Source organism: Epilithonimonas caeni DSM 17710, from assembly GCF_000426465.1.
In the GTDB taxonomy this organism is placed as follows: Bacteria; Bacteroidota; Bacteroidia; order Flavobacteriales; family Weeksellaceae; genus Epilithonimonas; species Epilithonimonas caeni.
On sequence record NZ_KE384527.1, the window covers coordinates 139,642 to 166,403 of the forward strand.

At 36.0% G+C, this 26,762-nt stretch carries 28 protein-coding genes; 21 read left to right on the forward strand and 7 right to left on the reverse strand.

Going from position 1 to position 26,762, the window contains the following annotated elements:
• Nucleotides 1-27: 27 nt before the first annotated feature.
• A complete protein-coding gene (gene pheT, locus K319_RS0115700) occupies nucleotides 28-2,427 on the reverse strand; it encodes a phenylalanine--tRNA ligase subunit beta (RefSeq protein WP_027384456.1) in 2,400 nt (799 codons plus the stop codon).
• Between the two features lie 274 nt (nucleotides 2,428-2,701).
• On the opposite strand from pheT, the gene K319_RS21160 reads away from it, so the two are divergent.
• Both K319_RS21160 and K319_RS0115710 read left to right on the forward strand, forming a co-directional pair.
• Nucleotides 2,702-3,958, forward strand: a complete 1,257-nt coding sequence (locus tag K319_RS21160) for a hypothetical protein (protein ID WP_027384457.1) — start codon at nucleotides 2,702-2,704, stop codon at nucleotides 3,956-3,958.
• Entirely contained in the window at nucleotides 3,936-4,262 is a 327-nt protein-coding gene (locus tag K319_RS0115710; RefSeq protein WP_027384458.1) for a hypothetical protein, read from the forward strand. The genes K319_RS21160 and K319_RS0115710 overlap by 23 nt, the downstream gene beginning before the upstream one ends.
• 96 nt (nucleotides 4,263-4,358) lie before the next feature.
• On the opposite strand, the gene K319_RS0115715 is transcribed toward K319_RS0115710, so the two are convergent.
• The 3 genes from K319_RS0115715 to dnaN all read right to left on the reverse strand — a co-directional run bounded on the left by K319_RS0115715 (nucleotide 4,359) and on the right by dnaN (nucleotide 6,090).
• Nucleotides 4,359-4,631: a Txe/YoeB family addiction module toxin gene (locus K319_RS0115715; RefSeq protein WP_027384459.1), complete on the reverse strand. Its 273-nt coding sequence runs from the start codon at nucleotides 4,629-4,631 to the stop codon at nucleotides 4,359-4,361.
• A complete protein-coding gene (locus K319_RS0115720; protein ID WP_027384460.1) occupies nucleotides 4,628-4,861 on the reverse strand; it encodes a hypothetical protein in 234 nt (77 codons plus the stop codon). The genes K319_RS0115715 and K319_RS0115720 overlap by 4 nt, the downstream gene beginning before the upstream one ends.
• 98 nt (nucleotides 4,862-4,959) lie before the next feature.
• A complete protein-coding gene (dnaN, locus tag K319_RS0115725; protein WP_027384461.1) occupies nucleotides 4,960-6,090 on the reverse strand; it encodes a DNA polymerase III subunit beta in 1,131 nt (376 codons plus the stop codon).
• A gap of 249 nt (nucleotides 6,091-6,339) precedes the next feature.
• Between dnaN and K319_RS0115730 the strand changes: the two genes are divergently transcribed.
• The 3 genes from K319_RS0115730 to coaD all read left to right on the forward strand — a co-directional run bounded on the left by K319_RS0115730 (nucleotide 6,340) and on the right by coaD (nucleotide 8,298).
• Nucleotides 6,340-6,705 carry a diacylglycerol kinase gene (locus tag K319_RS0115730; protein WP_027384462.1) on the forward strand — a complete coding sequence of 122 codons (366 nt, stop codon included), beginning with the start codon at nucleotides 6,340-6,342 and terminating at the stop codon, nucleotides 6,703-6,705.
• A 67-nt stretch (nucleotides 6,706-6,772) separates the two neighbouring features.
• The gene (locus K319_RS0115735) at nucleotides 6,773-7,756 is read left to right on the forward strand and encodes a D-alanine--D-alanine ligase (RefSeq protein ID WP_027384463.1); all 984 of its coding nucleotides are present in this window, start codon (nucleotides 6,773-6,775) and stop codon (nucleotides 7,754-7,756) included.
• A gap of 74 nt (nucleotides 7,757-7,830) precedes the next feature.
• Nucleotides 7,831-8,298, forward strand: a complete 468-nt coding sequence (coaD, locus tag K319_RS0115740; protein WP_027384464.1) for a pantetheine-phosphate adenylyltransferase — start codon at nucleotides 7,831-7,833, stop codon at nucleotides 8,296-8,298.
• A 58-nt stretch (nucleotides 8,299-8,356) separates the two neighbouring features.
• Here coaD and K319_RS0115745 read toward each other — a convergent pair whose 3' ends face one another.
• Both K319_RS0115745 and K319_RS0115750 read right to left on the reverse strand, forming a co-directional pair.
• Complete coding sequence (locus K319_RS0115745; protein ID WP_027384465.1) at nucleotides 8,357-9,562, reverse strand: metallophosphoesterase; 1,206 nt, start codon at nucleotides 9,560-9,562, stop codon at nucleotides 8,357-8,359.
• A gap of 98 nt (nucleotides 9,563-9,660) precedes the next feature.
• Nucleotides 9,661-10,740 carry a 3-oxoacyl-ACP synthase III family protein gene (locus tag K319_RS0115750; RefSeq protein ID WP_027384466.1) on the reverse strand — a complete coding sequence of 360 codons (1,080 nt, stop codon included), beginning with the start codon at nucleotides 10,738-10,740 and terminating at the stop codon, nucleotides 9,661-9,663.
• Nucleotides 10,741-10,930: 190 nt separating this feature from the next.
• Here K319_RS0115750 and K319_RS0115755 point away from each other — a divergent pair, with 190 nt between their 5' ends.
• Nucleotides 10,931-11,527: an IMPACT family protein gene (locus K319_RS0115755; RefSeq protein ID WP_027384467.1), complete on the forward strand. Its 597-nt coding sequence runs from the start codon at nucleotides 10,931-10,933 to the stop codon at nucleotides 11,525-11,527.
• Nucleotides 11,528-11,530: 3 nt separating this feature from the next.
• Here K319_RS0115755 and K319_RS0115760 read toward each other — a convergent pair whose 3' ends face one another.
• Entirely contained in the window at nucleotides 11,531-12,241 is a 711-nt protein-coding gene (locus tag K319_RS0115760; RefSeq protein ID WP_027384468.1) for a zinc metallopeptidase, read from the reverse strand.
• A gap of 110 nt (nucleotides 12,242-12,351) precedes the next feature.
• On the opposite strand from K319_RS0115760, the gene K319_RS0115765 reads away from it, so the two are divergent.
• The 15 genes from K319_RS0115765 (at nucleotide 12,352) to K319_RS0115835 (ending at nucleotide 26,727) form a co-directional block, all read left to right on the forward strand.
• Nucleotides 12,352-13,491 carry a GNAT family N-acetyltransferase gene (locus K319_RS0115765; protein ID WP_027384469.1) on the forward strand — a complete coding sequence of 380 codons (1,140 nt, stop codon included), beginning with the start codon at nucleotides 12,352-12,354 and terminating at the stop codon, nucleotides 13,489-13,491.
• Between the two features lie 366 nt (nucleotides 13,492-13,857).
• On the forward strand, nucleotides 13,858-14,229 hold the full coding sequence (locus K319_RS0115770) for an NADH-quinone oxidoreductase subunit A (protein ID WP_027384470.1): 372 nt from the start codon (nucleotides 13,858-13,860) through the stop codon (nucleotides 14,227-14,229).
• Nucleotides 14,230-14,329: 100 nt separating this feature from the next.
• The gene (locus tag K319_RS0115775; protein ID WP_027384471.1) at nucleotides 14,330-14,890 is read left to right on the forward strand and encodes an NADH-quinone oxidoreductase subunit B; all 561 of its coding nucleotides are present in this window, start codon (nucleotides 14,330-14,332) and stop codon (nucleotides 14,888-14,890) included.
• Between the two features lie 5 nt (nucleotides 14,891-14,895).
• The gene (locus K319_RS0115780; RefSeq protein WP_027384472.1) at nucleotides 14,896-15,390 is read left to right on the forward strand and encodes an NADH-quinone oxidoreductase subunit C; all 495 of its coding nucleotides are present in this window, start codon (nucleotides 14,896-14,898) and stop codon (nucleotides 15,388-15,390) included.
• A 78-nt stretch (nucleotides 15,391-15,468) separates the two neighbouring features.
• Complete coding sequence (locus K319_RS0115785; RefSeq protein WP_027384473.1) at nucleotides 15,469-16,692, forward strand: NADH-quinone oxidoreductase subunit D; 1,224 nt, start codon at nucleotides 15,469-15,471, stop codon at nucleotides 16,690-16,692.
• Between the two features lie 119 nt (nucleotides 16,693-16,811).
• The gene (locus K319_RS0115790) at nucleotides 16,812-17,321 is read left to right on the forward strand and encodes an NADH-quinone oxidoreductase subunit NuoE family protein (protein WP_027384474.1); all 510 of its coding nucleotides are present in this window, start codon (nucleotides 16,812-16,814) and stop codon (nucleotides 17,319-17,321) included.
• Nucleotides 17,322-17,331: 10 nt separating this feature from the next.
• Nucleotides 17,332-18,687, forward strand: coding sequence for an NADH-quinone oxidoreductase subunit NuoF (nuoF, locus tag K319_RS0115795; protein ID WP_027384475.1), 1,356 nt, complete (start codon nucleotides 17,332-17,334; stop codon nucleotides 18,685-18,687).
• Between the two features lie 45 nt (nucleotides 18,688-18,732).
• On the forward strand, nucleotides 18,733-19,581 hold the full coding sequence (locus tag K319_RS0115800) for a hypothetical protein (RefSeq protein WP_027384476.1): 849 nt from the start codon (nucleotides 18,733-18,735) through the stop codon (nucleotides 19,579-19,581).
• Nucleotides 19,582-19,682: 101 nt separating this feature from the next.
• Nucleotides 19,683-20,702, forward strand: a complete 1,020-nt coding sequence (locus K319_RS0115805; RefSeq protein ID WP_027384477.1) for a 2Fe-2S iron-sulfur cluster-binding protein — start codon at nucleotides 19,683-19,685, stop codon at nucleotides 20,700-20,702.
• A gap of 60 nt (nucleotides 20,703-20,762) precedes the next feature.
• Nucleotides 20,763-21,827, forward strand: coding sequence for an NADH-quinone oxidoreductase subunit NuoH (nuoH, locus tag K319_RS0115810; RefSeq protein ID WP_027384478.1), 1,065 nt, complete (start codon nucleotides 20,763-20,765; stop codon nucleotides 21,825-21,827).
• 90 nt (nucleotides 21,828-21,917) lie between these two features.
• Complete coding sequence (locus tag K319_RS0115815) at nucleotides 21,918-22,475, forward strand: NuoI/complex I 23 kDa subunit family protein (RefSeq protein WP_027384479.1); 558 nt, start codon at nucleotides 21,918-21,920, stop codon at nucleotides 22,473-22,475.
• Complete coding sequence (locus tag K319_RS0115820) at nucleotides 22,475-22,972, forward strand: NADH-quinone oxidoreductase subunit J family protein (protein WP_027384480.1); 498 nt, start codon at nucleotides 22,475-22,477, stop codon at nucleotides 22,970-22,972. The genes K319_RS0115815 and K319_RS0115820 overlap by 1 nt, the downstream gene beginning before the upstream one ends.
• 4 nt (nucleotides 22,973-22,976) lie before the next feature.
• A complete protein-coding gene (gene nuoK, locus K319_RS0115825) occupies nucleotides 22,977-23,309 on the forward strand; it encodes an NADH-quinone oxidoreductase subunit NuoK (protein ID WP_027384481.1) in 333 nt (110 codons plus the stop codon).
• A gap of 8 nt (nucleotides 23,310-23,317) precedes the next feature.
• Nucleotides 23,318-25,231, forward strand: a complete 1,914-nt coding sequence (nuoL, locus tag K319_RS0115830; protein ID WP_027384482.1) for an NADH-quinone oxidoreductase subunit L — start codon at nucleotides 23,318-23,320, stop codon at nucleotides 25,229-25,231.
• Between the two features lie 2 nt (nucleotides 25,232-25,233).
• Entirely contained in the window at nucleotides 25,234-26,727 is a 1,494-nt protein-coding gene (locus K319_RS0115835) for a complex I subunit 4 family protein (protein WP_027384483.1), read from the forward strand.
• Nucleotides 26,728-26,762 lie beyond the last annotated feature (35 nt).

Here is a 26,762-nt window from a genome sequence, read left to right on the forward strand (position 1 = left end):
ATTTTGATTTATTTAATTTCAAATTAATTATCTCAACTCAGCTTTGAATTCTTTCTCAAAAGATTTGATAAGTGAATTCATTACTTCAGTAATATCTTTGTCCTCCAAAGTTTTCTCTTCATTCAGAAGCTCAAAACTCAATGCGTAAGATTTTTTCCCTTCCGGAAGATTTTTGCCTTCGTAAACATCGAACAAATTGATATTCTTCAAGAAAGGTGACTTATTGGATTTTGCCAACTCGTACAATTCTGCGTAAGTAATGGTTTTATCAACCAACAAAGCCAGATCTCTTCTGATCTTATTAAATTTCGGAATATCGATGAATTTCAAATTTTCCTTTGCTCTAAGAGCCTGGCAAGTTTCCAATTCTATTTCTGCATAGAAAACTTCCTGACTGATATCGAAATCCTTCAGCAATTGAGGCGCAACTTTTCCTAATCTTGCCAAAGTTTTTCCCCCAGACCTGATTTCCAAAGCATCGGAAAAACGTTCATCTTCCAACGCTGATTCGTGAAGTTCAAGATTCAGTTTTTCTAAAAGGATTTTTACATAAGCATTCAGATAATAAAAATTTGTTGCACTTTTTGGCTGAAGCCAGTTTTCCGCAACCTCTCTTCCCGAAGTCAAAATTGCTAACTGCTTTCTTTCTTCGTATTTCTCTTTCTTATGATAAATTTTCCCTAATTCGAAAAACTTGATGTCAGATGATTTTCTGTTGATATTGTAAATGGCGTTTTCCAAAAGTCCTTCTAATAGAGACTTTCTCATAAATGCCAAATCATTACTCAAAGGATTCAGCAATTTCACAGCATTGGTTTCATCTTTTACAGAAGTCAATGAGTTGTTCATCACTTCGTGGAAACCATTGGATTGTAATGTTCTCGCCCAAGAATTCTCCAGAGCATCCTGGTCATCAAAACTCAGTTTCACAGGTGTGAAAGATATTTTTTTCGGTGCATCGATCTTATTGTAACCGTAGATCCTCAACACTTCTTCGATAACATCAATTTCCCTGGTCACATCTGCTCTGTAAACCGGAACAGACAATTCAAGACCGTTCTGAATTTCATTAAGAATTTGGATATCAAGAGATTTTAAAATTTCTTTGATTTTTTCTCTATGGATTTTAGTCCCCAAAATCTGGTCTAATTTTGAATATCTGAAAACCACATAATGGTCTTTGATTTTCTCCGGATAATGTTCCAAGATCTCTCCAACTAACTTCCCGTCAGCCAATTCCTGAATCAGATTGATGGCATGAGTCAAAGCTGTTCTTGCATTATTCGGGTCAACACCTCTTTCGAAACGGAAAGATGCATCCGTATTCAAACCGTGAGATTTAGAGGCTTTTCTAATCGCAACCGGATTGAAATAAGCACTTTCCAGAAAAATAGTCTTGGTTTCAGATGAAACACCACTTTCGCTCCCACCGAAAACTCCAGCGATACACATAGGCTTGTTTTTGCCGTCTTTGATCATGATTTCTGAACCGTTCAGAGTTCTTTCAACCCCATCAAGTGTTTTGAATTTAGTCCCTGCTTTTACAGTTCCAACTTTCACCGTTTTATCAGCAATTTTATCAGCATCAAAAGCGTGAAGCGGCTGTCCAAGTCCGTGGAGAATATAATTGGTAATATCTACAACATTATTAATTGGTGAAAGTCCGATGGCTTTCAGCCTATCTTTCAACCAATCCGGAGAATCTTTGATTTCTACATTTTCGATAACAGCACCTAAATATCTTGGTGTAAGTTCGGAATCTTCAACCTCTAATTTGAAAGCGTGGGAACCTTCGATGGTCAGTATTTTTGATTCTAATTTTGTGAATTCCGATTTAAGATTATTGGAAGACACAAAAGCCTGCAAATCTCTTGCAACACCGTAATGCGACATCGCATCGGTTCTGTTTGGCGTCAATCCAATCTCATAAACCTCATCGTTTGTCAATTCAAAATAATCGGCGAACGGTGTTCCAACTTCATATTTTGTTTCGTCCAAAACCATAATTCCGGCGTGGTCATCGCTTAAACCCAATTCATCTTCGGCACAGATCATTCCTTCGGAAACCTCGCCTCGGATCTTAGCTTTTTTGATTTCGAAGGAACTTCCGTCTTTTGCATAGATCTTTGTTCCAACAACAGCAACAGGAACAATTTGCCCGGCAGCCACATTCGGCGCTCCACAAACAATTTCCAGAATTTTCCCGTTGCCAACATCAACTGTTGTTTTACTCAATTTATCGGCATTCGGATGTTTTTCGCAAGTTAAAACTTTACCTACAACAATTCCTTCCAGACTTCCTTTTACGCTTTCGAATTTATCAACACCTTCCACTTCCAGACCGATATCGGTAAGATACGCACTGATTTTTTCAGAATTAAGGTCAGTTTTGATATAATCTTTAAGCCAATTATTAGAAATTTTCATTCTTTTTTATATTTAATTTTTTGAACACAAAGTGCACAAAGATTTTTTTTAATTTAAACCGATTTTAAGTTCATAAAGGCGTAAAACTTAATAAAGTTTAAGTTTGCAAATATCGTGATTTTTTGAGAGACTGGGAAATAGAAATTTTCTGTAAATAAAAAACTTATTCTAAACAATTTTATAGAATTATATTTTTTCATAATTTAGTTTCATTGCAAAAGTATAAGCTTTACATTAAAAAAACTAATTTCCCTTTTCATTAATTTCAATAAGTATGACAGTTCAAGCACAAGAAGTATTAGAGTATAAGAATGAAGAATTTTCATTAATAGGAGCTCCTTTGAAAGATTTCCTAAAAAAAAATAAAAATATAAAATTCGAAATATTTACAACAGCACACTGGCGAGGTTATCAGGGCTATTGGAAAATTGAAAACGAAAAACTATATCTCACAAAACTAGAAAGTGCTAATTATACATTTGAAGAAATATTCAATTCAACTGAACCTATATTAGCAGATTGGTTCTCAGGTACATTACAATTTGGATTTGGGTATTTTAAAGAAAATCATTGGTGGGGAAATTACGAAAATTATTTATGGATAAAAATTGATAAAGGAATCGTAATTGAAAAAAGAATTAGGAAAGGAATAGATAATGATTATATACAAATTTTGAATTTTGGCATATATAAAAATGAAAGTGTCAAAAGTTTGATTTACGGTAAAATAACTTTAAATACTCATCAAACAACAATAAATTACGTAAAAGCAGTAATTAATAGTTTTATCGAAAAAAATAATAATGTTATACTTCCTACTATAAACATAACTAATGAAGATTATGAGTTACTTGAAAAAATTAGTACAAATGTAGTCACATACGAGATATTCGAAAATAATATCACAACAAATTCCGCTGAAAAAGAAATTGCCGAACAATTTTCTGTTTTATTAGAAAAAGTAATTCCCTCTGTTTTTTTACTGCCAAATACTAAATTTAGAGAAATGAAAAAACAAAATATTGAAATCGTATCTGATTCTATTTTGTTAGATAATGATGATGGCTATTTAAATTGGGCTATAAAAAATGTACCAAGTTTTTGTTATCCACCTTCGCTTTTGACACACAACTTCAACTTAAAAAAACTTGCAGGTTTCAAAATTGATAGAATTAGTAACATTCAATTTAAAATTAAGGCAGTGACTTTGGACAATCAATCATATAAATTCCCATCTGACACTCTTAAAATAAATCAAGAGAAATATGAAAAACGCTATTCAGTATATTTTGACGAAATTGAAAATGAAATATTTTATGATAATAATGCTATTAACCAAAGTCAAGAATTTCAATATTATTTAAACGAAAATTTTGAAAAAAAAATTAGGCTTGAAAATTATCAAGAAAATCACCCGGAAGATTATGAAATTCAAACTTATAACGACTGGCTAAATGAAGAATTCGGAGATGATGCAGAAACAGCCTATTGGAACTTAGATGAATTGTATGTATTCACAAAAAGAAATTAAAAATGCAATTATCAAATCCTTTATAGAAAAAGACCCCAAATATTTTATTCCATTTCTACTTTCAGAAAATGTTTTAGTTGACTATTGGAATAAAACAAAGTTCTATGAAGTTCTAAAATCTGAAATGCTAAAGTTGGAGATGAAGGATGGATTTAAAGAAATCAAATTCGAAAAGCAGGATTGGGGATATTATGATGATTATACACAACTAAACATTTATGATAATTATCACTTAAATCCTAGATTTTCAATTCTTTTTAAGGACGAGGATGAAAAATTATATTTAGAATTCAATCCTTTTTAAACTTAAAATAAAATTGGATTGAGATTCCTACGGAACGACAAATATTACTTTAAATGCATCGAACAAAAAATGAGACTTAAAAATTCAAATCGCATTTTATTTATCATCATAATGTCCCCAAGCTGAAAGCATAAGAACATTATCAGATTCTATTTCGTAAACCAAACGGTGTTGTTTGTTGATTTCTCTAGACCAAGTTTCAATTTTTCGATGTTTGAGTTGTTCTGGTTTTCCAATTCCAATTCTCGGATTTTCTAAGCATTCCGTAATGAAACGTTCTACTTTTGACAGCAATTGTTTTTGTCCGGATTTTTTATGTTTTCTCAAATCCTCCAGAAATTTCTCCGTATAACTAACAGAAAAACTCATAAAGAATCAAAAAGATTTTTGACATCATCTTTTGAGTTCAGCACTTTCTCACTTTTGCTTTTCTTTGATTCATCAAGCATCTTATCAAATTCTTTGCGAGAATATTTTATTTTTTCAGCTGATTCAGAAGCATCTTCTTTTACCTTGAGCTTTTTGACACCAAGTGCTTTTAAAATTGTGCGGATTTTCTCAACTTCGGATTTATCCGCTTCAAATGTGAACGTTGTCATATTCCGTTGTTTTTATGTTAAAAAATAGTTATTAATTTAAACTAAAATTTGAGACCTGAATTTCAAATCTCAAATTTTAAATATAATTAATTTTAAAATTATAAACCTATCACAGGCATTGACAGCATCAGGATACTTTCGTTGTCTTCCAATCCGTCAACCGGCTCTACAATTCCTGGTCTGTTTGGCTGAGACATTTTCATTGTAATATCATCAGAAGCTAAAACGGATAACATCTCTGTCAGGAATTTTGAACTGAAACCGATGTTGATATCATCGCCATTGTAATCACAAGGAATCTGCATATCCGCTTTGTTTGCATATTCCGTATCTTCCGCGTGAAGATGAAGAACGTTGCCAGACAATTTGAATCTTACTTGATTCGTAGATTTGTTGGACATAATAGATGCTCTTCTGATTGAGCTTAAAAGCAAACTTCTGTTGATTGTCAAAACGTTTGGATTCTCTTTAGGAATTACCGCATTGTAGTTCGGATATTTTCCGTCAATCAAACGACAAATCCAGATGTTATTTCCAAAAGTGAATTTTGCCATATTATCACTGAATTCAATCACAACATCTTCGTTGGAATTGTTCAGGATGTTTTTGAAAATTGACAAAGGTTTCTTTGGCATAATGAACTCCAAAGTCTCCGGGTGTACGATATCTGTTCTCTTATAAACCACTAATCTGTGAGAATCTGTGGAAACAAAATTGGTCTCATCTTCTTTGAACTGAAACAAAACACCAGTCATCACAGGACGAAGAGAATCGTTGCTTGTTGCAAATAATGTATTTGCCAAAGCTTCTGCTAAAATCCCGCCTCCGATGGTTACTTTCTGAGAAGCGTCAAATTCCGGCAATTCCGGATAATCGTCAGCATTATCCAAAGCCACTGCGAAATTGTCTTTCTCATCCAAAATTTCCAAAACGCTCCCGTTTCCGTCTTCAGAATCTTTAACCGCCAAAGTCAAAGGCTGTTCGCCATAGGTTTTCAGGAAATCCTGAAAAATCTTTCCCGGAACTGCTAATTTTCCTTTGTCATCCGACTTCACTTCAAGAGAAGTGATCAACGTCGTTTCACCATCAGAAGCTGTAACTGTCAACAAGTTCTGGTCTAACTCGAAAAGAAAATTCTCCAAAATTGGTCTGGATTGTGAACCGGAAATCACGCCACTCACCGTCTGTAAAGCTTTTTGCAAATCGCCACTGGCAACAATAAATCTCATAAACTGTATTTATTTCAATTCCACAAATATAATGATTTCGGTTCGATTGTAAAAGTTGATTTTATTTAGTTATTAACAATTTTTGAATTGGAGTAAAATAAGTTTGAATAACTTTGTGAAAATTTGATGATTGCTGAATTTTTAAACGCAAATGCGATAAGGATTTTTTGAGTATATTGAAAAATATTTTCAAGGTTCAAACTTAGCAAATATCTACAGATTATTTAATAAGTAGAATTAAAATTAATAATGAAAAAACCTCCATTCTATAAAAGTGTACAATTTACAATCAAAGGTCTGATGTGGATTTTGCGAAATGAGCGCAATTTTCAAATCGAAGTTTTCGGTTTGATCATTAATCTTCTTTTGATCGTTATTTTTGGACTTAATTCTTTTGAGACTTGTCTGATTCTCATTACAAGTTTTGTTGTTTTAATTACAGAAACTGTTAATACTTGTATCGAAAAAATCTGTGATTACATCCAACCGGAATTTGATCAAAGAATTGGAATTATCAAAGATTTGGCAGGCGGTGCGGTTCTGCTTTCTGTTATTGTTTCGATTTGTGTTGGCGCTTTGATCTACTGGCCTTATTTGAAATTATTTCTTTATTAAAATAATTGAAAGATCTAATCCATATTTTTCATAAAATCTCTACATTTGTTTTCAAGAAAATTTTAGAATGAGTAAAAAAAATGTAGCCGTTGTAATGGGCGGTTATTCTGATGAATACAAAGTTTCCCTTAAAAGCGGACAACTGATTTTCGATTCGCTTGACCGTGGACTTTACAATGTTTACAAAGTTGTAATTCTGAAAGATGAATGGTATTTTCTTGATGAAAATGACAACAAAAAACCAATCAACAAAGCAGATTTCTCCGCCGATTTAGGAAATGGCGAAAATTTGAGGTTTGATGCTTGTTTCAACATCATTCACGGGACGCCTGGCGAAAACGGGATCCTACAAGCTTACTGGGATGCCATCGGACAAAAATATACAGGATGTGACTTCTATCAAAGTGCATTGACATTCAACAAAAAAGACACGTTAGCCGTTCTATCAAAATATGGGATCCCTTCTGCGAAAAGTATTTATCTAAGAAAAGGAGAAGCTATCTCTGACGAGGAAATTATAGAAAAACTCGGACTTCCCGTTTTTGTTAAACCCAATCAAAGTGGTTCTTCTCTTGGAATTTCTAAAGTGAAAGAAAAAAGCGAACTTAAAAATGCGCTTGAATCAGCATATAAAGAAGATGACGAAATCCTTATCGAAAGCGCTTTGGTCGGAATGGAAGTTTCAGTTGGCGTTTTGGATTACAAAGGCGAAGTGATCGTTTTGGGAATCACGGAAATAGTTCCGGATAAAGAATTTTTTGATTATGAAGCCAAATACGAAGGTGCTTCCCAGGAAATTACTCCCGCAAGAATTGATGAAGAAACCAGAAAAAAGGTAGAAGAAATTTCCATCAAAGCCTACAAATCACTTGGAATGAGCGGATTTTCCCGTTCAGAATTCATCATTGTTGACGGGATCCCGCATCTTTTGGAAATGAATACAAATCCCGGATTTTCCCCGGCAAGCATTCTTCCGCAACAGGCAAAAATCTATGGAATCTCCATAAAAGACCTTTGTGGAAACGAAGTAGAAAAAGCACTTAACAAATAATTATAAATGATAAATTTTAGATTTTTAAATTATTTGAGAAATCTAAAATTCAGAATCTAAAATTTAAAATTTCTATGAAAATTGCTGTTTTTCCCGGGTCGTTTGACCCAATCACCCTGGGTCATTATGATATTGTGGAACGCGCTGTCCCGTTGTTTGATAAGATCATTATCGCCATCGGAAAGAATTCTCAGAAAAAGTACATGTTCTCGCTTGAACAACGTAAAGAGTTCATCAGAAAAACATTTGAGAAATTCCCGAATGTAGAAGTTGATGATTTTGAAGGCCTTACAATCGATTATTGTAAAAGCAAAAATGTGAATTTCATTTTGAGAGGGCTCAGAAATCCAGCCGATTTTGAATTTGAGAAGTCAATTGCGCAAACCAACAGAGCTTTGACCAGAGAAAACACGATTGAAACTATTTTCCTTCTGACGTCTTCTGGAAAATCTTATATCAGCAGTAGTATCGTGAGAGAAATCATTTCTTACGGAGGTAACTATGAAATCATGGTTCCAAGTGCTGTGAGAGTTGAAAAATAAGAAATGCTGTATTGAAATAAATAAGGAGATAAAAACATTATCTCCTTAACCTTATTGCTTACCCCAATTCAAATACAGTGATCTCGGGCAGAATTCCCACTCTACCAGGATAACCAATGACACCAAATCCGCGATTGACATATAGATATTTATCTCCACTTTGATATAAGTCTGCCCACTTGGGATACTTATATTTTACGGGCGACCATTTGAAGTTTTTCAGGTCGATTCCGAATTGCATCCCATGCGTGTGTCCAGAGAGTGTTAATTGGATGTTTTTCGGATGATTTTTCACCACAGCATCAAAATGCGACGGGTCGTGCGACATCAGAATTTTACAAGCTTCTGCAGGTACGTTTTGGGAAGCTTTATCCAGATCGCCAAATTGCGGAAACGGCGGAATACCCCAGTTTTCCACACCAAGAATGTATAATTTTTCACCATTTCTTTCAATGATTCTATGTTCATTTCTCAGCATTTCGAAACCTGCTTTTCGCTCGTTTTCTATCAGCTTCGGAATGTTATTCTTTTGTTCATCAATATTTTTCCACACCCCATATTCACCATAATCATGATTTCCTAGGACTGCAAATTTCCCGTCTTTTCCTTTGATTTGAGAAAACAGATCGATGAATGGGATAAACTCATCCGCATAATTGTTCACCATATCTCCAGTAAACAAAACCAGGTCTGCATTTTGCTCATTAATCAAATCAATAGCATGTTGCAAATGCTTAGGATTTTGGAAGCTCCCACTATGAACATCAGAGATCTGAACAATCTTATAACCTTTGAAACTCTCAGGCAGGTTTTTCAGTTTCAGTCTTACGACTCTAGCTCTATGACGATATTTCCCGAAGATAATCCCATCCAAAAGAACTCCCGCTAAAATAGCTCCTGAACCAAGTCCAACCAGACTTATAAACTTCCTTCTCGAAGGATAGTTATGATTTTCCGTCGCAACATAATGGTAACCGAAATTAAAAAGTCTGATAATATCTTCAATCAAAAGGAAAACAGCGACCAGAATCTTCGGCAAAACAAAAATTAGAATTACAGAAAAAACAATCTGAAAATTCAAGTATTTATGAGAAGCTCTGTTAAAGGTAACCACTGAATAAATCAGAAAAGTATAGATCAGGATCGTTGGAATCCAATAGACAAATCTAGCATTTTGATTGGTATAAACCGTTTTAAAAGCCTGATAAACATAGGTTTCCAGAACTAAAAAAATCCCAAGGAGAAATAAAATATTCTTTTGCATACAATGATATAAAAAAACAAAAGGAATAAAAAACTCATTCCTTTTGTATTATAAACGATTAAAATCGAATTTTACCTTAATCCGATTGATATATTATTTTAAATTTTCCCTTCCGGAAACCTGTAAACTACACAATTGATGTTCATCCCTGCTCCTACGGACGTAAATATGATATGAGAACCAGCAACAAATTCCTGACCTTCCATTTTGCCTTTTCTAATCAAATCGAATAAAGTCGGAACCGTTGCCACAGAAGAATTACCCAATTCCTGAATCGTCATCGGGGAGATGACATGGTCATAATCTTTTTGCCCGTATAATTTGAAAAGTCTGCCAATCATCGCATAATCCATCTTTGCATTAGCCTGATGGATCAATACTTTTTTGATATCAGAAATATCGAGACCTGCTTTATCAATTGTTGCTTTTATTGCATCAGGAACATTTTTCAGAGCATATTCGTAGATTTTACGGCCTCTCATTCTGATGTAAAGCTTGCTTTGGTCATGATCTAAATTCAATGAAGGTGCATTTTCCAGATAACAAAGTTCTTCGCCGTTATCACAAAGTGTGTTGTCTGCAATTACTCCAACCGTAGTATCATCGGTTGCCGTTACCACAACCGCTCCCGCTCCATCTGCAAAGATCATTTTATTTCGGTCATAAGGGTCGGTCACCCTACTCAAAGTCTCACCACCAACAACCAAAACAGTTTTAGCTTTTCCGGCTTTTATCATCGTATCGGCAAGAATCAAAGACTCTACCCAGCCCGGACATCCGAAAATCATATCGTAATTGACACAATCTCTTCTTTTGATTCCCAATTTTCCTTTCAACCTTGCAGAAAGGGACGGCATAAAATTAGGAACACCTTCCGCATCTACTTCTCCAAAATTGGTTGCATAGATAATATAATCAATCTCTTCTTTATCAATCCCAGCATCTTCAATAGCCTCGACAGAAGCTCTGTAACCCAAATCCGAGTTGAAATCTTCCGGATCGATATATCTCCTTCTTTCGATTTCTGTAATATCTACAAACTTCTCGATGATTTCCCCAGTAGGTTTCTCAATCAATTGATTATTATCATCATAGAAAACCGAGTCCTTGAAATGAGAACCTTCTATTACGTTATCCGGGATATAACTTCCGGAGCCAATGATTATTGTATTAGGCATTGATTTAAAAAAAATTTGAATGCAAAATTACGCAAAAATTAATTCACTGAATTTTATTTCTTTAAGAATATTCTATTCAGCCTTTAATAATTCCAATACTATACCAATAAACAATAATGCATTCTCAAATTTTGAGATAACAATTGAATTTAAATAAATTTAAAATCTCAGGAATTTATATTTTTGACGAATGTTTGAGTTCCAGACCATAGAAAAACCGATTGAAAATATCCTGCTCAAAGAGAAAGGAAGCAAGTTCATCGGTTTTGCATATCCCGTCAATTCCGAGTCCGATATTAAAGATTCATTAAATGAATTAAAATCAATTCACCCAAAAGCTACACATCACTGCTATGCTTTCAGGCTTGGAATCAATGGAGAAAATTACCGTGCGAATGATGACGGAGAACCATCAGGAAGTGCTGGCTTACCAATTTACAATCAGCTTCTTGCCCACCAGATCACGAATATTTTAGTGGTTGTGATAAGATATTACGGAGGAACCAAACTAGGTGTTGGCGGATTGGTGAAGGCATACAAGGAATCTGCAAAATATACTTTGGATCAAGCCAACATCATCACAAAAGAATTAGAATCGAAAATTGAACTTAAGTTCAAATTCTCCCAGCAGAATCTCATCTTCACTTTATTAAATAAATATGATGCGAAGATCATTTCTTTCGAGGCCGAAGACATCTGCACCATCAAAGCCAGCTTCAAAACTTCTAAAAAAGAAAGCATCTCAGACGAATTATCCGAGATGCTGTTGGAATTTAATTTTTCATAACATTTAATTCCTTCTATTCCCTAATAACATAGATGCAAAATAAAGTAGCTGCGCCAATGAGCCCAACGCTGCAACAACATAAGTTCTGGCTGCCCATTTTAAAGAATCTTCTGCACCTGCATATTCTTCTCTTGAAACTGTTCCGCTGGATTCCAGCCACTTCAAAGCTCGGTTACTGGCATCATACTCCACAGGTAAAGTGACAAATGCAAATAAAGTGGTCACTGCAAAAAGAGCAACACCAATCGCCAAAACCGTGGTATTCCCATTGGGATTATCGATACTTCTTGTCGCTGCCATTATGGCAATACCCGCAAACAATACAAATTGTAAAAGATTGGAACTGATATTGACAATCGGAACCATTTTTGACCTCAATTGTAACATAGAATAACCAACAGCATGTTGAACAGCGTGTCCGCATTCGTGAGCAGCTACTGCAGCCGCAGCAGCATTTCTCTGCATATAAACAGCTTCTGAGAGGTTTACAGTTTTAGTTTCAGGGTTATAATGGTCAGTTAGTTGTCCCGGAACCGAAATGACCTGGACATCATTGATGCCGTTATCTCTCAACATTTTTTCAGCAACTTCTTTTCCGGAAAGTCCGTTTCTGAGGTGGACCTTGGAGTAATATTCGAATTTTGATTTCAGCCTGGAAGAAACAATCCAGCTAAACAACATGGAAACCCCAATAATTAAATAATAACCTGTCATTTTGTAATAATTTATCTTAAAATAAATTACATCTTTTGATGTAAAAATTATGCCAAAGCATTGCACATTTTCCCTTAAAAACTATCTTTGTCCTATTGATAAGCAAGAATATGGAAAATGTCATTATAAAGCAAGTGGTTACGGAAAACGACCTGACAAACTTCATCAAATTCCCCATGGATCTATATAAGAACAACCCGAATTTTGTCCCTCCATTGATCAACGACGAAAGAAACATCTGGAAGAAGGATGAGAACCCTGCGTTATTATATTCTACTGCAAAACAGTTCCTTGCTTATAAGAACAACAAAATCGTTGGCAGAATCGCTGTGATGATCAATCATAAAGAGGCCCAAGAATTGGGAATTAAAAAAGTAAGATTTGGGTGGATCGATTTCATTGACGACAAGGAAGTTTCCAAAGCTTTGATCAATGAAGCTATTAAATACGCCAGAGAAAATCGAATCAATAAAATTGAAGGACCAATGGGATTTACCAACTTGGACAAAGCAGGAATGCTGATTTTCGGGTTTGATAAATTAGCCACAATGATTGGCATCTACAACTTTGATTATTACCCAAAACATCTTGAAAATCTGGGTTTAACAAAAGAAAAGGAATGGGTGGAATTTGAAATTAATTTCCCTGAGGTCCTGCCAGAAAAAGTGGTAAAATTCAGCAGTTTGATTGCTGAAAAATACAAATTGAAAGTCATTAATTTCAAGTCAAAAAAAGAAATTTTGCCTTTTGTAGAACCTATGTTCAAATTATTGGACGAGACTTATAAACATCTTTCGACCTACACGCCTATTTCTGACGAGCAAATCGAAACCTATAAAGAAAAATACTTCCCTTTTATCGACAAAAATTACATCATCTGTGTGGCTGATGAGAACAATGAATTAATATCATTTGCCATCACAATGCCTTCCTATTCTAAAGCATTGCAGAAATCAAAAGGAAAATTATTTCCTTTTGGATGGTGGCATTTTTTACAAGCTGGGAAGAAAAACGACAGAGCTAATTTTTATCTGATAGGAATCCATCCTGATTATCAGAGACGTGGTGTAACTTCTATCATTTTCAAAGAAATTTTTGACAGATTCACAAAAATGGGAATCAAATATGCGGAAACCAACCCGGAACTGGAAGAAAATAAGAACGTACAGGTTCTTTGGCAGGATTACCATCCCGTACATCACAAAAGCAGAAGAACCTACTCTTTGAACATCAATGAACAATTTGGTTAAACAATTGTTTAACCAAATCATATTTCGAATCCCATTTCTGACCTTTAAAATCCTTCTCAATTGAAAAAACAACTTTACATATACGCGGGTCTTATCATTTTATTTGTCGCTTACAATTTTTACAAACCGATCAAAGATGAAAGATCAGATACTGTCATCAACATCCTCTTTGCCAGCATATTATTTCTATACATCGCATACATTGCTTATCTTGTTCTTAAGAAGATAAGCAAGAAAGATCAGTAAGTCCTTATTTATAACAATTCTAAATTTTCAAAAAGAGACTTTTGTCTCCTCTACATAAGGCCGATAATTTAATATATTAAATCTTTATTTAGTATTTTTGCATAGTTAAATTTAGACTTTATGAATTTACCCGAAAATTATATTCCTATACTGATTCAGGCAGGAGTTGGTCTTGGTTTCGTCATCATTTCTTTGCTGGGCGCTCATTTCTTGGGACCACAGCAAAAGAAAGGAAATTCTGTAAAAAACCAGAGCTGGGAATGTGGAGTTGCTGTAGAAGGTAATGCCAGAACACCTTTTTCTATCAAATACTTTTTGACTGCGGTTTTGTTTGTTCTATTCGATATAGAAATCGTATTTTTTTATCCATATGCTGTTAACTTCAGAGAATTTGGAATGCAGGGCTTTTTAGCAGTTCTTACATTCGTAGCTATTTTCTTTGTAGCGTTTTTCTATGTTTGGAAACGCGGCGCATTAGATTGGGATAAATAAAATAATTATAAATTATAAATTTTGGATGATTTATTGCAGGTTTAAAACTCAGTAAGATTTTTAATCTAAAATTTAAAATTCAAAATCTAAAATCTAAAAAATGTCAGATAAAAAACCAGTAATAATAACAGATGCGCCAGCTCCTGAGGGATATGAAGGAGAAGGATTTTTCGCAACTAAACTGAGCAGTGTAATCGGGATGGCAAGAAAGTTTTCACTTTGGCCTTTACCGTTTGCAACTTCTTGTTGTGGTATCGAATTTATGGCGACATTGAATCCAACTTATGATGCTTCAAGATTTGGAATGGAAAGAAACTCTTTCTCTCCAAGACAGGCAGATATGTTGATGGTTTGCGGAACTATTTCTAAGAAATTAGGACCAGTTTTGAAAGAAGTTTACACCCAGATGGCTGAACCAAAATGGGTTGTTGCTGTTGGAGCCTGTGCTTCCAGCGGTGGTATTTTTGATACTTATTCAGTTTTACAGGGGATTGACAAAATCATTCCTGTTGACGTTTACGTTCCGGGCTGTCCGCCAAGACCTGAGCAAATCATCGAAGGTGTAATGCAAGTGCAGGCTTTGGTAGAAAGCGAAAGCATCAGAAGAAGAGATATGCCGGAATATCAGCATTTGTTAGATTCTTACAATATTAGCAACTAAGAGAAATGACAAACGAATTTGTATTAGAAGCTATCACAAGAGAATTCCCTGAATCTGTAATCTCAAGTTCAGAACCTTATGGAATGCTGACGATTGAAATTAAAAAAGATGATATCAAGAAAGTAATTCATTATTTGAAAGATTCAACTTTGGAATTCAATTTTTTGACAGATATCTGTGGAATCCATTATCCTGAAACTCCTGAGAAAGAAATAGGCGTTGTTTATCATTTGCATAATTTGATGGCGAATTTCAGATTACGTCTTAAAATTTTTATGTCCAGAGAAAACATTGAGGTTGATTCTCTTGTAGAATTATATGCTGGCGCCAACTGGATGGAAAGAGAAACTTATGATTTCTACGGAATCAAATTCAAAGGGCATCCTGATTTGAGACCTATCCTTAATATGGAAGACCTTGGATACCATCCAATGCTGAAGGAATATCGTTTGGAAGACGGAACAAGAACTGACAAGAACGATAGTATGTTCGGAAGATAAAACATAACTGATGAATGATAATTGATAAATGATTTTTATTTTATCAATCATCGCTTATCAATTATCAATTATAAAATTATGAAAGATAACTCATTATCTAATATACTTAACCAATACGACAGTAAGGAACAAATCGACGGACAATTGTACACATTGAACCTTGGTCCTACTCACCCTGCGACTCACGGGATTTTCCAGAACGTCCTTACAATGGATGGGGAAAGAATCCTTCACGCAGAGCAAACCGTTGGTTATATCCATAGAGCATTTGAAAAGATTTCTGAAAGAAGAAACTTTGCTCAGATTACTACGCTTACAGACCGTATGAACTATTGTTCTGCGCCAATCAATAATTTGGGTTGGCATATGACAGTAGAAAAACTGATTGGTGTCAAAGTTCCAAAACGTGTAGATTATATGCGTGTTATTTTGATGGAATTGGCAAGAATTGGTGACCATTTGATTTGTAATGGTGTAACAGGTATGGACTCCGGAGCAATTACAGGCCTTACTTATATGTTTATCGAAAGAGAGCGAATCTACGATATGTATGAGCAGATCTGTGGAGCGAGAATGACAACCAATATGGGAAGAATCGGAGGATTCGAAAGAGATTTCACGCCTAAGTTTCACGAGTTATTAAAAGATTTCTTAAAAACTTTCCCACCAAGATTTCAAGAATTTTGTAATCTTTTGGAGAGAAACAGAATCTTTATGGACAGAACGATTGGCGCAGGAGCAATCTCAGCAGAGAGGGCTTTGAGCTATGGTTTCACTGGTCCAAATCTGCGTGCAGCCGGTGTTGATTATGATGTGAGAGTTGCGCAGCCTTATTCTTCTTATGAAGATTTCGATTTCATCATTCCGGTAGGAACTGCTGGAGATACTTACGACCGTTTTATGGTTCGTCAGCAGGAAGTTTGGGAATCGATCAAAATCATCAAACAAGCTTACGAAAATCTGCCGGAAGGTCCTTTCCATGCAGACGTTCCAGAATTTTATCTTCCTGAAAAGGCAGATGTATATCAAAAAATGGAAGCTTTGATCTACCATTTCAAAATTGTAATGGGAGAAACGGATGTTCCTAAAGGCGAAGTTTACCACGCTGTTGAGGGTGGAAACGGAGAATTAGGTTTCTATCTCGTAAGTGATGGCGGAAGAAGTCCTTACAGACTGCACTTCAGAAGACCTTGTTTCATCTATTATCAGGCGTATCCGGAAATGATTCAGGGTTCTGTAATTTCTGATGCAATCGTAACGATGTGTAGTATGAATATTATTGCGGGAGAATTAGACGCATAGAAAGACATTAAGAAAAAAGATGAAAGATAAAAGACTTTCATTTCAAAATAAAAATTGAATTTAGAATTCAGAATTGCGAGTCCTGACTCTTTGTTCTTGGTTCTTTAATCTTAAATAAAATGAGCGAAACAATTGCTTTTAAACCTGAAAGCTTAGCACAGGTTCATAAAATTATCGCAAGATATCCGGAAGGAAGACAAAAGTCTGCTCTTATTCCTGTTTTGCATTTGGCACAAAAAGAATTCGATGGTTGGCTGGCTGTTCCGGTGATGGATTATGTGGCTGAATTATTGAGTATCACGCCTATTGAAGTATACGAAGTAGCAACTTTCTATACGATGTTCAATATGAAGCCGGTTGGAAAATATGTTTTGGAAGTTTGCAGAACGGGGCCTTGTATGCTGAACGGAAGTGATAATATCCTAGACCATATCCGAAAAAAATTGAATATTAAAGACGGAGAAACTTCTGAAGATGGATTATTCACATTGAAACCAGCTGAATGTCTTGGAGCGTGTGGATATGCGCCAATGATGCAGTTGGGAAAATTCTATCATGAAAATTTAACAGTAGAAAAAGTTGATGAAATCCTTGAACTTTGCAGACAAGGAGCCATCGCTTTAGATTAATATTGAAGAAATGGGTAAAAAACTTTTACTTAAAAATGCACATATAGAGGGAATTCGTTACTTTGAAACTTACCGTAAACACGGTGGTTATGAAGCTGCGGAAAAAGCTCTTAAAATGAAGCCTGAAGAAATCCTGGAAGAAGTTAAAACTTCCGGACTTCGTGGTCGTGGTGGCGCTGGTTTCCCGACTGGAATGAAGTGGAGTTTTCTTGCAAAACCAGAAGGCGTTCCAAGACACTTGGTTGTTAATGCTGACGAATCTGAACCGGGAACTTTCAAGGATAGATACCTGATGGAATTTCTTCCTCATCTTTTGATTGAAGGAATGTTGATTTCATCTTACACATTAGGTTCTAATACATCCTATATATACATAAGAGGAGAATATTCCTGGATTCCGGATATTTTGGAGGAAGCAATCGATGAAGCTAAAGCAGCAGGCTTTCTTGGAAAAAATATCTTAGGAACAGGTTTCGATCTGGAAATCTATGTTCAAAGGGGTGCGGGAGCCTATATTTGCGGTGAAGAAACAGCTTTGCTGGAATCTCTTGAAGGCAGAAGAGGAAACCCAAGACTTAAACCACCTTTCCCTGCTGTAAAAGGACTTTGGGAAAGACCAACGGTTGTTAATAATGTTGAATCTATAGCAGCTGTTGTTCCAATCATCGAAATTGGCGGTGCTGAATATGCTAAAATCGGCGTTGGAAGGTCAACAGGAACTAAATTGATTTCTGCTTGTGGTAACATCAACAAACCAGGTGTTTACGAAATCGATATGACCATCACGGTTGAAGAGTTTATCTACTCAGATGAATATTGTGGTGGAATCCCAAATGGTAAAAAACTGAAAGCTTGTATTCCTGGAGGAAGTTCTGTTCCAATTGTTCCAGCCAATCTTTTACTGAAAACAATCAATGGTGAACCAAGATATATGAATTATGAATCTCTGGCTGACGGTGGTTTTGCTACCGGAACGATGATGGGTTCAGGAGGATTCATTGTTTTGGATGAAGACCAGTGTGTAGTTAATCATACAATGACTTTAGCTAGATTCTACAACCACGAGAGTTGTGGACAATGTACACCTTGCCGTGAAGGAACAGGCTGGATGTACAAAATCTTGAAAAAAATAGAAAAAGGAGAAGGAAAAATGGAAGATATCGATTTGCTTTGGGATATCCAGAGAAAAATCGAGGGGAATACCATTTGTCCTCTTGGAGATGCGGCAGCTTGGCCGGTTGCTGCTGCCATCAGACACTTCAGAGATGAGTTTGAATGGCACGTTAACAATCCTGAGCTGAGCCAGACTCAAAATTACGGAATAGCAAACTATGCAGACCCTATTCCAGCTGTTAGTAACAGTTAGATAAAAGATTAAATAGAATTTGTATTTTCAAATTCACTAGAAATAATGAAGAAGTTCTTTGAATTCGTTTTTGTATTTTTTGTTGGGATAACAACTGTATTCGGACAAAATCAAGACACAGTTAATAATTCTGGTTATAACCAATCCAAATTTTCCAAAGGAACGATGTTCGTTTTTTGGGGTTGGAACAGAGCAGGATTCAGTAAGTCTGATATCAGATTTAGAGGGAATGGCTATGATTTCACATTAAATAATGTTGTAGCTCATGACAGACCTTCTAAATTGAGCTGGGACTATATTAATCCATCAGAGGTATCGGCTCCACAGTTTAATTTTAGACTGGCTTATTTTATTAAGGATAATCTAGCTGTTGTGATTGCGCAGGATCATATGAAATATGTGATGGACCAGAATCAGACTGTAGATATTAACGGACATATTTCAGATCCAACTTATGCTGCAATGGTTCATAATGGCGAAGTTAATTTATCGGATGAACAATTTTTGACATTTGAGCATACCGATGGTCTTAATTATATCAATCTAGGTCTGGAAAAATACAAGAACATTTTATCCAAAAAGGATTTTAACATCTTTTGGGCTTACGGAGGCGGAATTGGTGCACTGGTGCCGAAAAGCAATGTAAAACTTTTTGGAAATGAGAGAAGTGACAGATACCATTTGGCGGGATTCGGGCTGGATGCGAGGACCAACATCGATCTGGTATTTTGGAACCATTGGATGGCAAGAGTAGAAGGTAAATTCGGTTATATCAATATGCCGGATATCAAAACAACTCTTAATAATAAACCTGATAAAGCGAGTCAGGACTTCGTATTCTATCAAGTTAATTTTGGTGTTGGATATGTATTTAATAGAAAAATAAAAAATTAAGGTATTTTAAATATATCTTAGAAAATAAATAGAATTGACATAAGATTTGGAACAAGGATTTTCATCTAAAATCTAAAATCTAAAATCTAAAATCTTGAAATATGAGCGAAGAAGTCAAAAAATTTAAAGTAACCATAGACGGACAAACTACCGAAGTTTTGCCCGGTACTTCTATCTTGGAAGCAGCTAGACAAATCGGTGGAAAATCTGTACCTCCTGCAATGTGCTACTACAGCAAATTGGAAACCAGCGGTGGTAGATGTAGAACGTGTTTGGTAGAAGTTTCCAAAGGTTCTGAAGCAGACCCTAGACCAATGCCTAAATTGGTTGCAAGCTGTAGAACCGGCGTAATGGACGGAATGGAAGTTAAAAATTTGACTTCTGAAAAAGCGCAGGAAGGTAGAAAAGCGGTTACCGAATTTCTTTTGGTGAATCACCCTTTGGATTGTCCAATTTGTGATCAGGCCGGAGAATGTCACCTTCAGGATCTGGGTTATGAACACGGTGTAGCCAATACCAGAACAGAATTCGAGAGAAATACCTATGATGCAGACGACATCGGTCCAAACATCAAATTAAATATGAATCGTTGTATCCTTTGCGCAAGATGTGTATTGGCAGCGAATCAGTTAACTGAAAAAAGAGAACACGGAATCCTTTACAGAGGCGACCACGCAGAAATATCAACAATGCTGAACAAAGCTTTGGACAATGATTTCATCGGAAACGTGATCGACGTTTGTCCAGTTGGCGCGTTAACAGATAGAACGGCAAGATTTGCAAGCAGAGTCTGGTTTACAAAACCTTACAATGCAACTTGTACCTGCACAAAATGTAATGGAAAAGCTGTACTTTGGATGAAGGGAGACGAAGTGGTAAGGGTAACCGCAAGAAAAGACCAATACGGTGAAGTGGAAGAATGGATCTGTGATGAGTGTCGTTTCCACAAAAAAGATACTGCACTTTGGAACATCGAAGGACCAAGACATATCGATAGACATTCTGTGATTTCTCTTAACCATTACGAGAAAAAAACAGACAGCTACAATGTTTTGGATAATCCGGAAGCCAAAGAGATCGGTGTAGCAGACGAAAAAGAAATTGAAAAATTAGATAATTAATAAAAATTTAAACTCAACTTTTACAAAAACTTTGAACTTTAAATTTTGAACTTTTAAAATATGGAATTACTGACTTTTAAAATCATATTAGTATTGGCGCTATTCCTTTTGGCACTTACTATTGCTGCCTATTCTACTTGGGCAGAAAGAAAAGTGGCGTCGATAATGCAAGACCGTATCGGACCAAACAGAGCAGGACCATTCGGGTTATTACAACCGTTGGCAGATGGTGGTAAATTTTTCTTCAAAGAAGACTTTACGCCGGCTAATGCTGAAAAATTCCTTTTCATCTTAGGACCGTCATTGGTGATGTTTATTTCATTGATCACAGGAGCCGTAATTCCTTGGGGTAAAACATTGAATTTCGGAGGCGTTTCTTACGATCTGCAAGTTGCTAATATTGATGTGGGTGTTCTTTTCATTATCGGTATGGCTTCTATCGGAGTTTATGGAATTATGATCGGTGGTTGGGCTTCCAACAACAAATATTCGTTATTAGGCGCTATCAGAGCTTCTTCCCAGATGATCTCTTATGAATTAGCAATGGGATTAGCATTGCTTTCTATCATTATGATGACAGGGAGTCTTGATCTAAAAGCAATTTCTGAAGCTCAATCTACCGGGAAAATTTGGGGATTCATTCCTGCTATTTCCGGAATCAACTGGAATATTCTTTATCAACCTCTAGCTTTCTTAATATTTTTTGTTGCTGCTTTAGCGGAAACCAATCGTCACCCTTTCGATTTGCCAGAATGTGAATCTGAATTGGTAACGGGTTACTCTACCGAATATTCATCAATGAAATTAGGACTATATATGTTCGGGGAATATGTGAACATGTTTATTTCAAATGCATTCATGGTGGTTCTTTTCTTCGGAGGTTATAATTATCCCGGAATCGATTGGGTAACCCATAACTGGGGAGAAAATGTTGCAGGAGTATTAAGTATTGTTGCATTTTTAACAAAAACGATCATCGGAATTTTGATCTTCATGTGGATCAGATGGACACTTCCGAGATTCAGATATGACCAACTAATGCACCTTGGATGGAAAACTTTGATTCCATTGGCATTGGTAAATCTAATTGTAACAGGTGCTGTGATTTTAGCATTTGGAAATTAAAAAATTGAAAATTTGATAATGAGGTGATGTGATAATATGGTTCAAAATCTAATATCTAACATCTGACTTCTAACATCTAACTTATATTAAATGAAACTTACTAACAGATCAAAAGTTGTTTCGAATAAAGAAATGACCATTGCGGAAAAGATCTACCTTCCGGCGATCTTCAAAGGAATGGGAATCACTTTTAAGCACGCCGTAAGAACCGTGATGAAAGGAGCACCTGCAGTTTATTCTTATCCTGAGGTTCAGAAACCAAGAGCCGAAATCTGGAGAGGTCAGCACGTTTTGAAAAGAGACGAGGAAGGTAGAGAAAGATGTACGGCTTGTGGACTTTGTGCCGTAGCTTGTCCTGCAGAAGCAATAACAATGACAGCCGCTGAAAGAACCAAAGACGAGAAGCATCTTTACAGAGAAGAGAAATATGCTGAAATCTATGAGATCAATATGCTAAGATGTATCTTCTGTGGAATGTGTGAAGAAGCTTGTCCAAAATCTGCAATCTATCTTACGGACAGATTGGTAGATGTGGAACAAAATAGAAATTCTTTCATCTATGGAAAAGATAAATTGGTTGAAAAAATTAATGCAAGGATTGACATCACAGAAAGACAATCTGAGAAACAAAAAAAGGCAGTAAAATAATGGACCAGATTTTATTCTTTATTGTAGCGTTTATCGCCATTGCAAGTGCTGTTTACTTTGTATTTGCGAGAAATCCTTTATATGCAATTCTTTCTTTGATCGTGACGATGTTCTCCATTGCTGGAATGTACATACTTCTTAATGCACAGTTTTTAGGTATCGTTCAGATTATCGTTTACACGGGAGCCATTATGGTATTGTTCCTTTATATCCTGATGATGCTTAACCTCAATAAAGAAGATGAAAGTAAGAAGGCCAACCTTCCGAAGTTCATCGGGATTATCTCGGTTTGTATCTTATTTGTAGGAATGCTGGGAGCTTACAGAGGTCTTTCCGGAAAAACGACTGTGGCGGATAATATCGACCATTCGGTTGGTTTGACCAAAAATCTGGGAAGATTATTATTTAACGAATATGTATTACCATTCGAATTGGCCTCTATCCTTATTTTAGCAGGGATTGTAGGCGCGGTTCTTATCGGTAAAAAAGATTTATAAGATTATGGGAGGAGATGTAAATACATTTATACAGCAGATACCTTTAGAATATTTTATTATTCTGAGTACAGTTTTGTTCTGCCTTGGTGTTTTAGGAGTTTTGATCCGCAAAAACGCCATCGTCATATTAGGATGTGTAGAATTGATGCTTAATTCTGTGAATCTTTTATTAGCAGCTTTTTCTGCTTACAAAGGAGATGGCAACGGTCAGCTTTTGGTTTTCTTCATAATGGTGGTTGCAGCGGCAGAAGTAGCTGTAGGATTGGCAATCATCGCAATGATGTACAGAAATACCAGATCCGTGGACGTAAGTATTTTTAATAAATTAAGAGGATAATAAAAGGAATGGAAAATTTAGTTTATGCGATCGTACTTTTACCTTTAATTGGATTCATCATCAATGGACTTTTTGGGAAAAATCTTCCTAAAATATTGGTTGGAGGTTTAGCAACATTGGTAGTTTTCGCTTCGTTTGTTATCACCGTAAGTATATTTTTAGGATTTAAAAGTGATAGCGCTCCAGTTATCGTAAAAGCTTTTGAATGGTTTAGAGTGAATGGGATTCAGGTTAATTTTGGTTTCCAAGTTGACCAATTGTCATTGATGATGGTAATGATTATTACCGGGATCGGGTCATTGATCCACCTCTACTCTATTGGCTATATGAGCCACGATAAGGGTTTCTACAAATTCTTCACATACCTTAACCTGTTTATTTTCTCGATGCTGCTTTTGGTTTTAGGAAGCAATTATCTGATTCTTTTCATCGGTTGGGAAGGTGTAGGACTTTGTTCCTATCTATTGATTGGATTCTGGTACACCAACGAAGATTACGGAAAAGCAGCAAGAAAGGCTTTCATTATGAACCGTATTGGTGACCTTGGATTGCTGATTGGTATTTTCGCAATCGCTGCCAATGTTAATGCTATCGATTATCTTTCTGTCGCTCAAAATGCTTCAAGCTTTGAATTAGACGGAACAACAATTATATTCATCACAGCAAGTTTGTTCATCGGAGCAACTGGTAAATCTGCCCAGGTTCCTTTATACACTTGGTTACCGGATGCAATGGCCGGACCAACCCCGGTTTCCGCATTGATTCACGCAGCAACGATGGTTACAGCTGGTATTTATTTAGTTGTTAGAAGTAATTTCTTATTCACTTTAGCACCAACTGTTCAGGACGGAATTTTATTAATCGGATTCTTGACTGCAGCTTTAGCAGGCTTCTATGCACTTCGTCAAAACGATATCAAAAAAGTCCTGGCATATTCTACGGTTTCTCAACTTGGATTTATGTTCATCGCTTTAGGATTAGGTGCTTATACAACAGCAATGTTCCACGTAATGACACACGCTTTCTTCAAAGCATTGTTATTCTTAGGAGCAGGTTCTGTGATCCACGCAATGAGCAACGAACAGGATATGCGTTTTATGGGTGGTCTGAAAAAATACATTCCTATCACACATGCTACTTTTCTTATCGGAACATTGGCAATATCTGGTTTTCCGTTATTATCCGGGATGATTTCCAAAGACGAGATTTTGGTTGCAGCTTATGCTAAAAACCCTATCTATTGGGTAATGTTATTCATTCTAGCTGCTATTACCGCAACTTATATGTTCAGATTGTACTATTTGACTTTCCACGGGCAGTTCAGAGGCACAGAAGAACAAAAACATCACTTGCACGAAAGTCCTGTGAATATGACCTTGCCATTGATCGTTTTGGCTGTACTTTCGGTTATTGGAGGTTTAATTAATCTTCCTCACTTCATAGGACATGGTCATTATGCAAAATTATTGGAATGGTTGAAACCAGTATTGACAGAGCAGAGTTTCAGTGAAATGGAAGCAACTCTTTCCGGAGTTAATTTCAACACAGAAATGATTCTTTTGGGTGCTACGATATTGATGTTCTTCACAGTTTGGTTTTTTGTTAAGAATACTTACGTTAAGAAACAGAAAAAAGCACTTCCGGAAGAACAATATTCTGGATGGGAAAAATTATCCGCCAAGAAGTTGTTCGTGGATGAAATTTATAATGCCTGTATCGTAAGACCAATTGAAGAAGCTGGAAAAGCGGCGGCTATGTTCGATAAAGCAGTTCTTGATCCGATTGTAAATTTCATTGGTTTAGGAGCACAGGATTCTGGAAGAGCGGCCAAACGTCTCCAAAACGGAAACGTGGAAAACTATGTGCTGATTATGTCATTGGCGATAGGAATTGTATTGATTGTTAACTTTATATTGAAATAATAATGTCCTGTTTACTATTAACATTATTACTTTTACCTCTCGTAGGTTCGGGTTTACTATTTTTCTGGAAGAATCCTTCCAGTAAATATATCGCATTGGCTTTTGCTCTTGCAGAGATGTTCGTCGCATTTTATATGTTGGGAAATTTCGATTTCAATCCAACAGTAGATGCGCCATTGCAATATGAGATCACCTATCCTTGGTCAAGCTATATAAAAAGCAGCTTCAACTTCGGGATTGATGGGATGAGTATGCTAATGGTCCTATTGACTAACATCCTGGTTCCAATCATTACCTTATCTTCTTTCAACGAGTCAAAAGGCTACCCTAATTCTTTCTATGCACTGATTTTGTTAATGCAATTCGGATTGTTAGGTGTTTTCACTTCTTTGGACGGATTGCTATTCTATATTTTCTGGGAAGTAACATTGATTCCGATCTGGCTGATTGCCGGAATCTGGGGACAAGAAGATAAAAGAATCAAATTTACAACTAAATTCTTCGTTTACACATTCGTAGGATCGTTGTTTATGCTGATCGGGTTGATCTATGTTTATAATCACGCAGCATCATTCGCTTTGACAGATTTATACAATGCTAACCTAAATGTAAATGAACAAACAGTAATATTCTGGTTTATTTTCTTTGCTTTTGCAGTTAAATTACCGGTATTTCCTTTCCATACTTGGCAGCCTGACACTTATACTTATTCTCCAACGCAAGGGTCAATGTTGCTATCAGGAATTATGCTGAAAATGGCGGTTTACGGAGTAATGAGATATTTACTTCCTATCACGCCTCTGGCAATTGGGGGAATTTCCGGGGAAATTGTAATTATCCTTTCTGTAATCGGAATTATTTATGGAGCTTTGATCGCATTGATCTCTAATGATAGCAAACGATTGATCGCCTATTCTTCCCTTTCTCACGTTGGGCTAATAGTTGCTGGAATATTTGCATCGGCTGTTGTAACAATGCGTGTTGGACTGGACTTCGAAGGTGCCCAAGGTGCGATGATCCAAAGTTTTGCTCACGGTATCAACGTTGTAGGATTGTTCTACTGTGCAGATATTCTTTATAAAAGATTCAAGACCAGGGACATCCGTCAGATGGGAGGTTTGGCAAAAGTAGCTCCCAAATTCGCCATCTTGTTTATGATCATCTTGCTTGGTGCGACAGGAGTTCCTTTGACCAACGGATTCATTGGAGAATTTATCTTATTGAAATCTATTTTCTCATACAATCTAATCATGACAGTTTTAGCAGGTTTGACATTGATTCTTGCTGCAGCTTATATGTTGAGATTCTACGGAAAAACAATGTTTGGAAAAGGAGACGAAGGTGTTTTGGCAACAACGAAAGATATCAGTTCAGTGGAGTTCACAGTATTGGCAAGCTTAGCAGTTTTTGTAATTGTTTTGGGAGTTTATCCACAACCCGTTATAGAAATGGTAACAAGTTCTGTAAGATTCATCTACTCTTCTATGCTGAATTAATAGAGGCTTCTACAGGCTCAGCCTTACAAAAATTA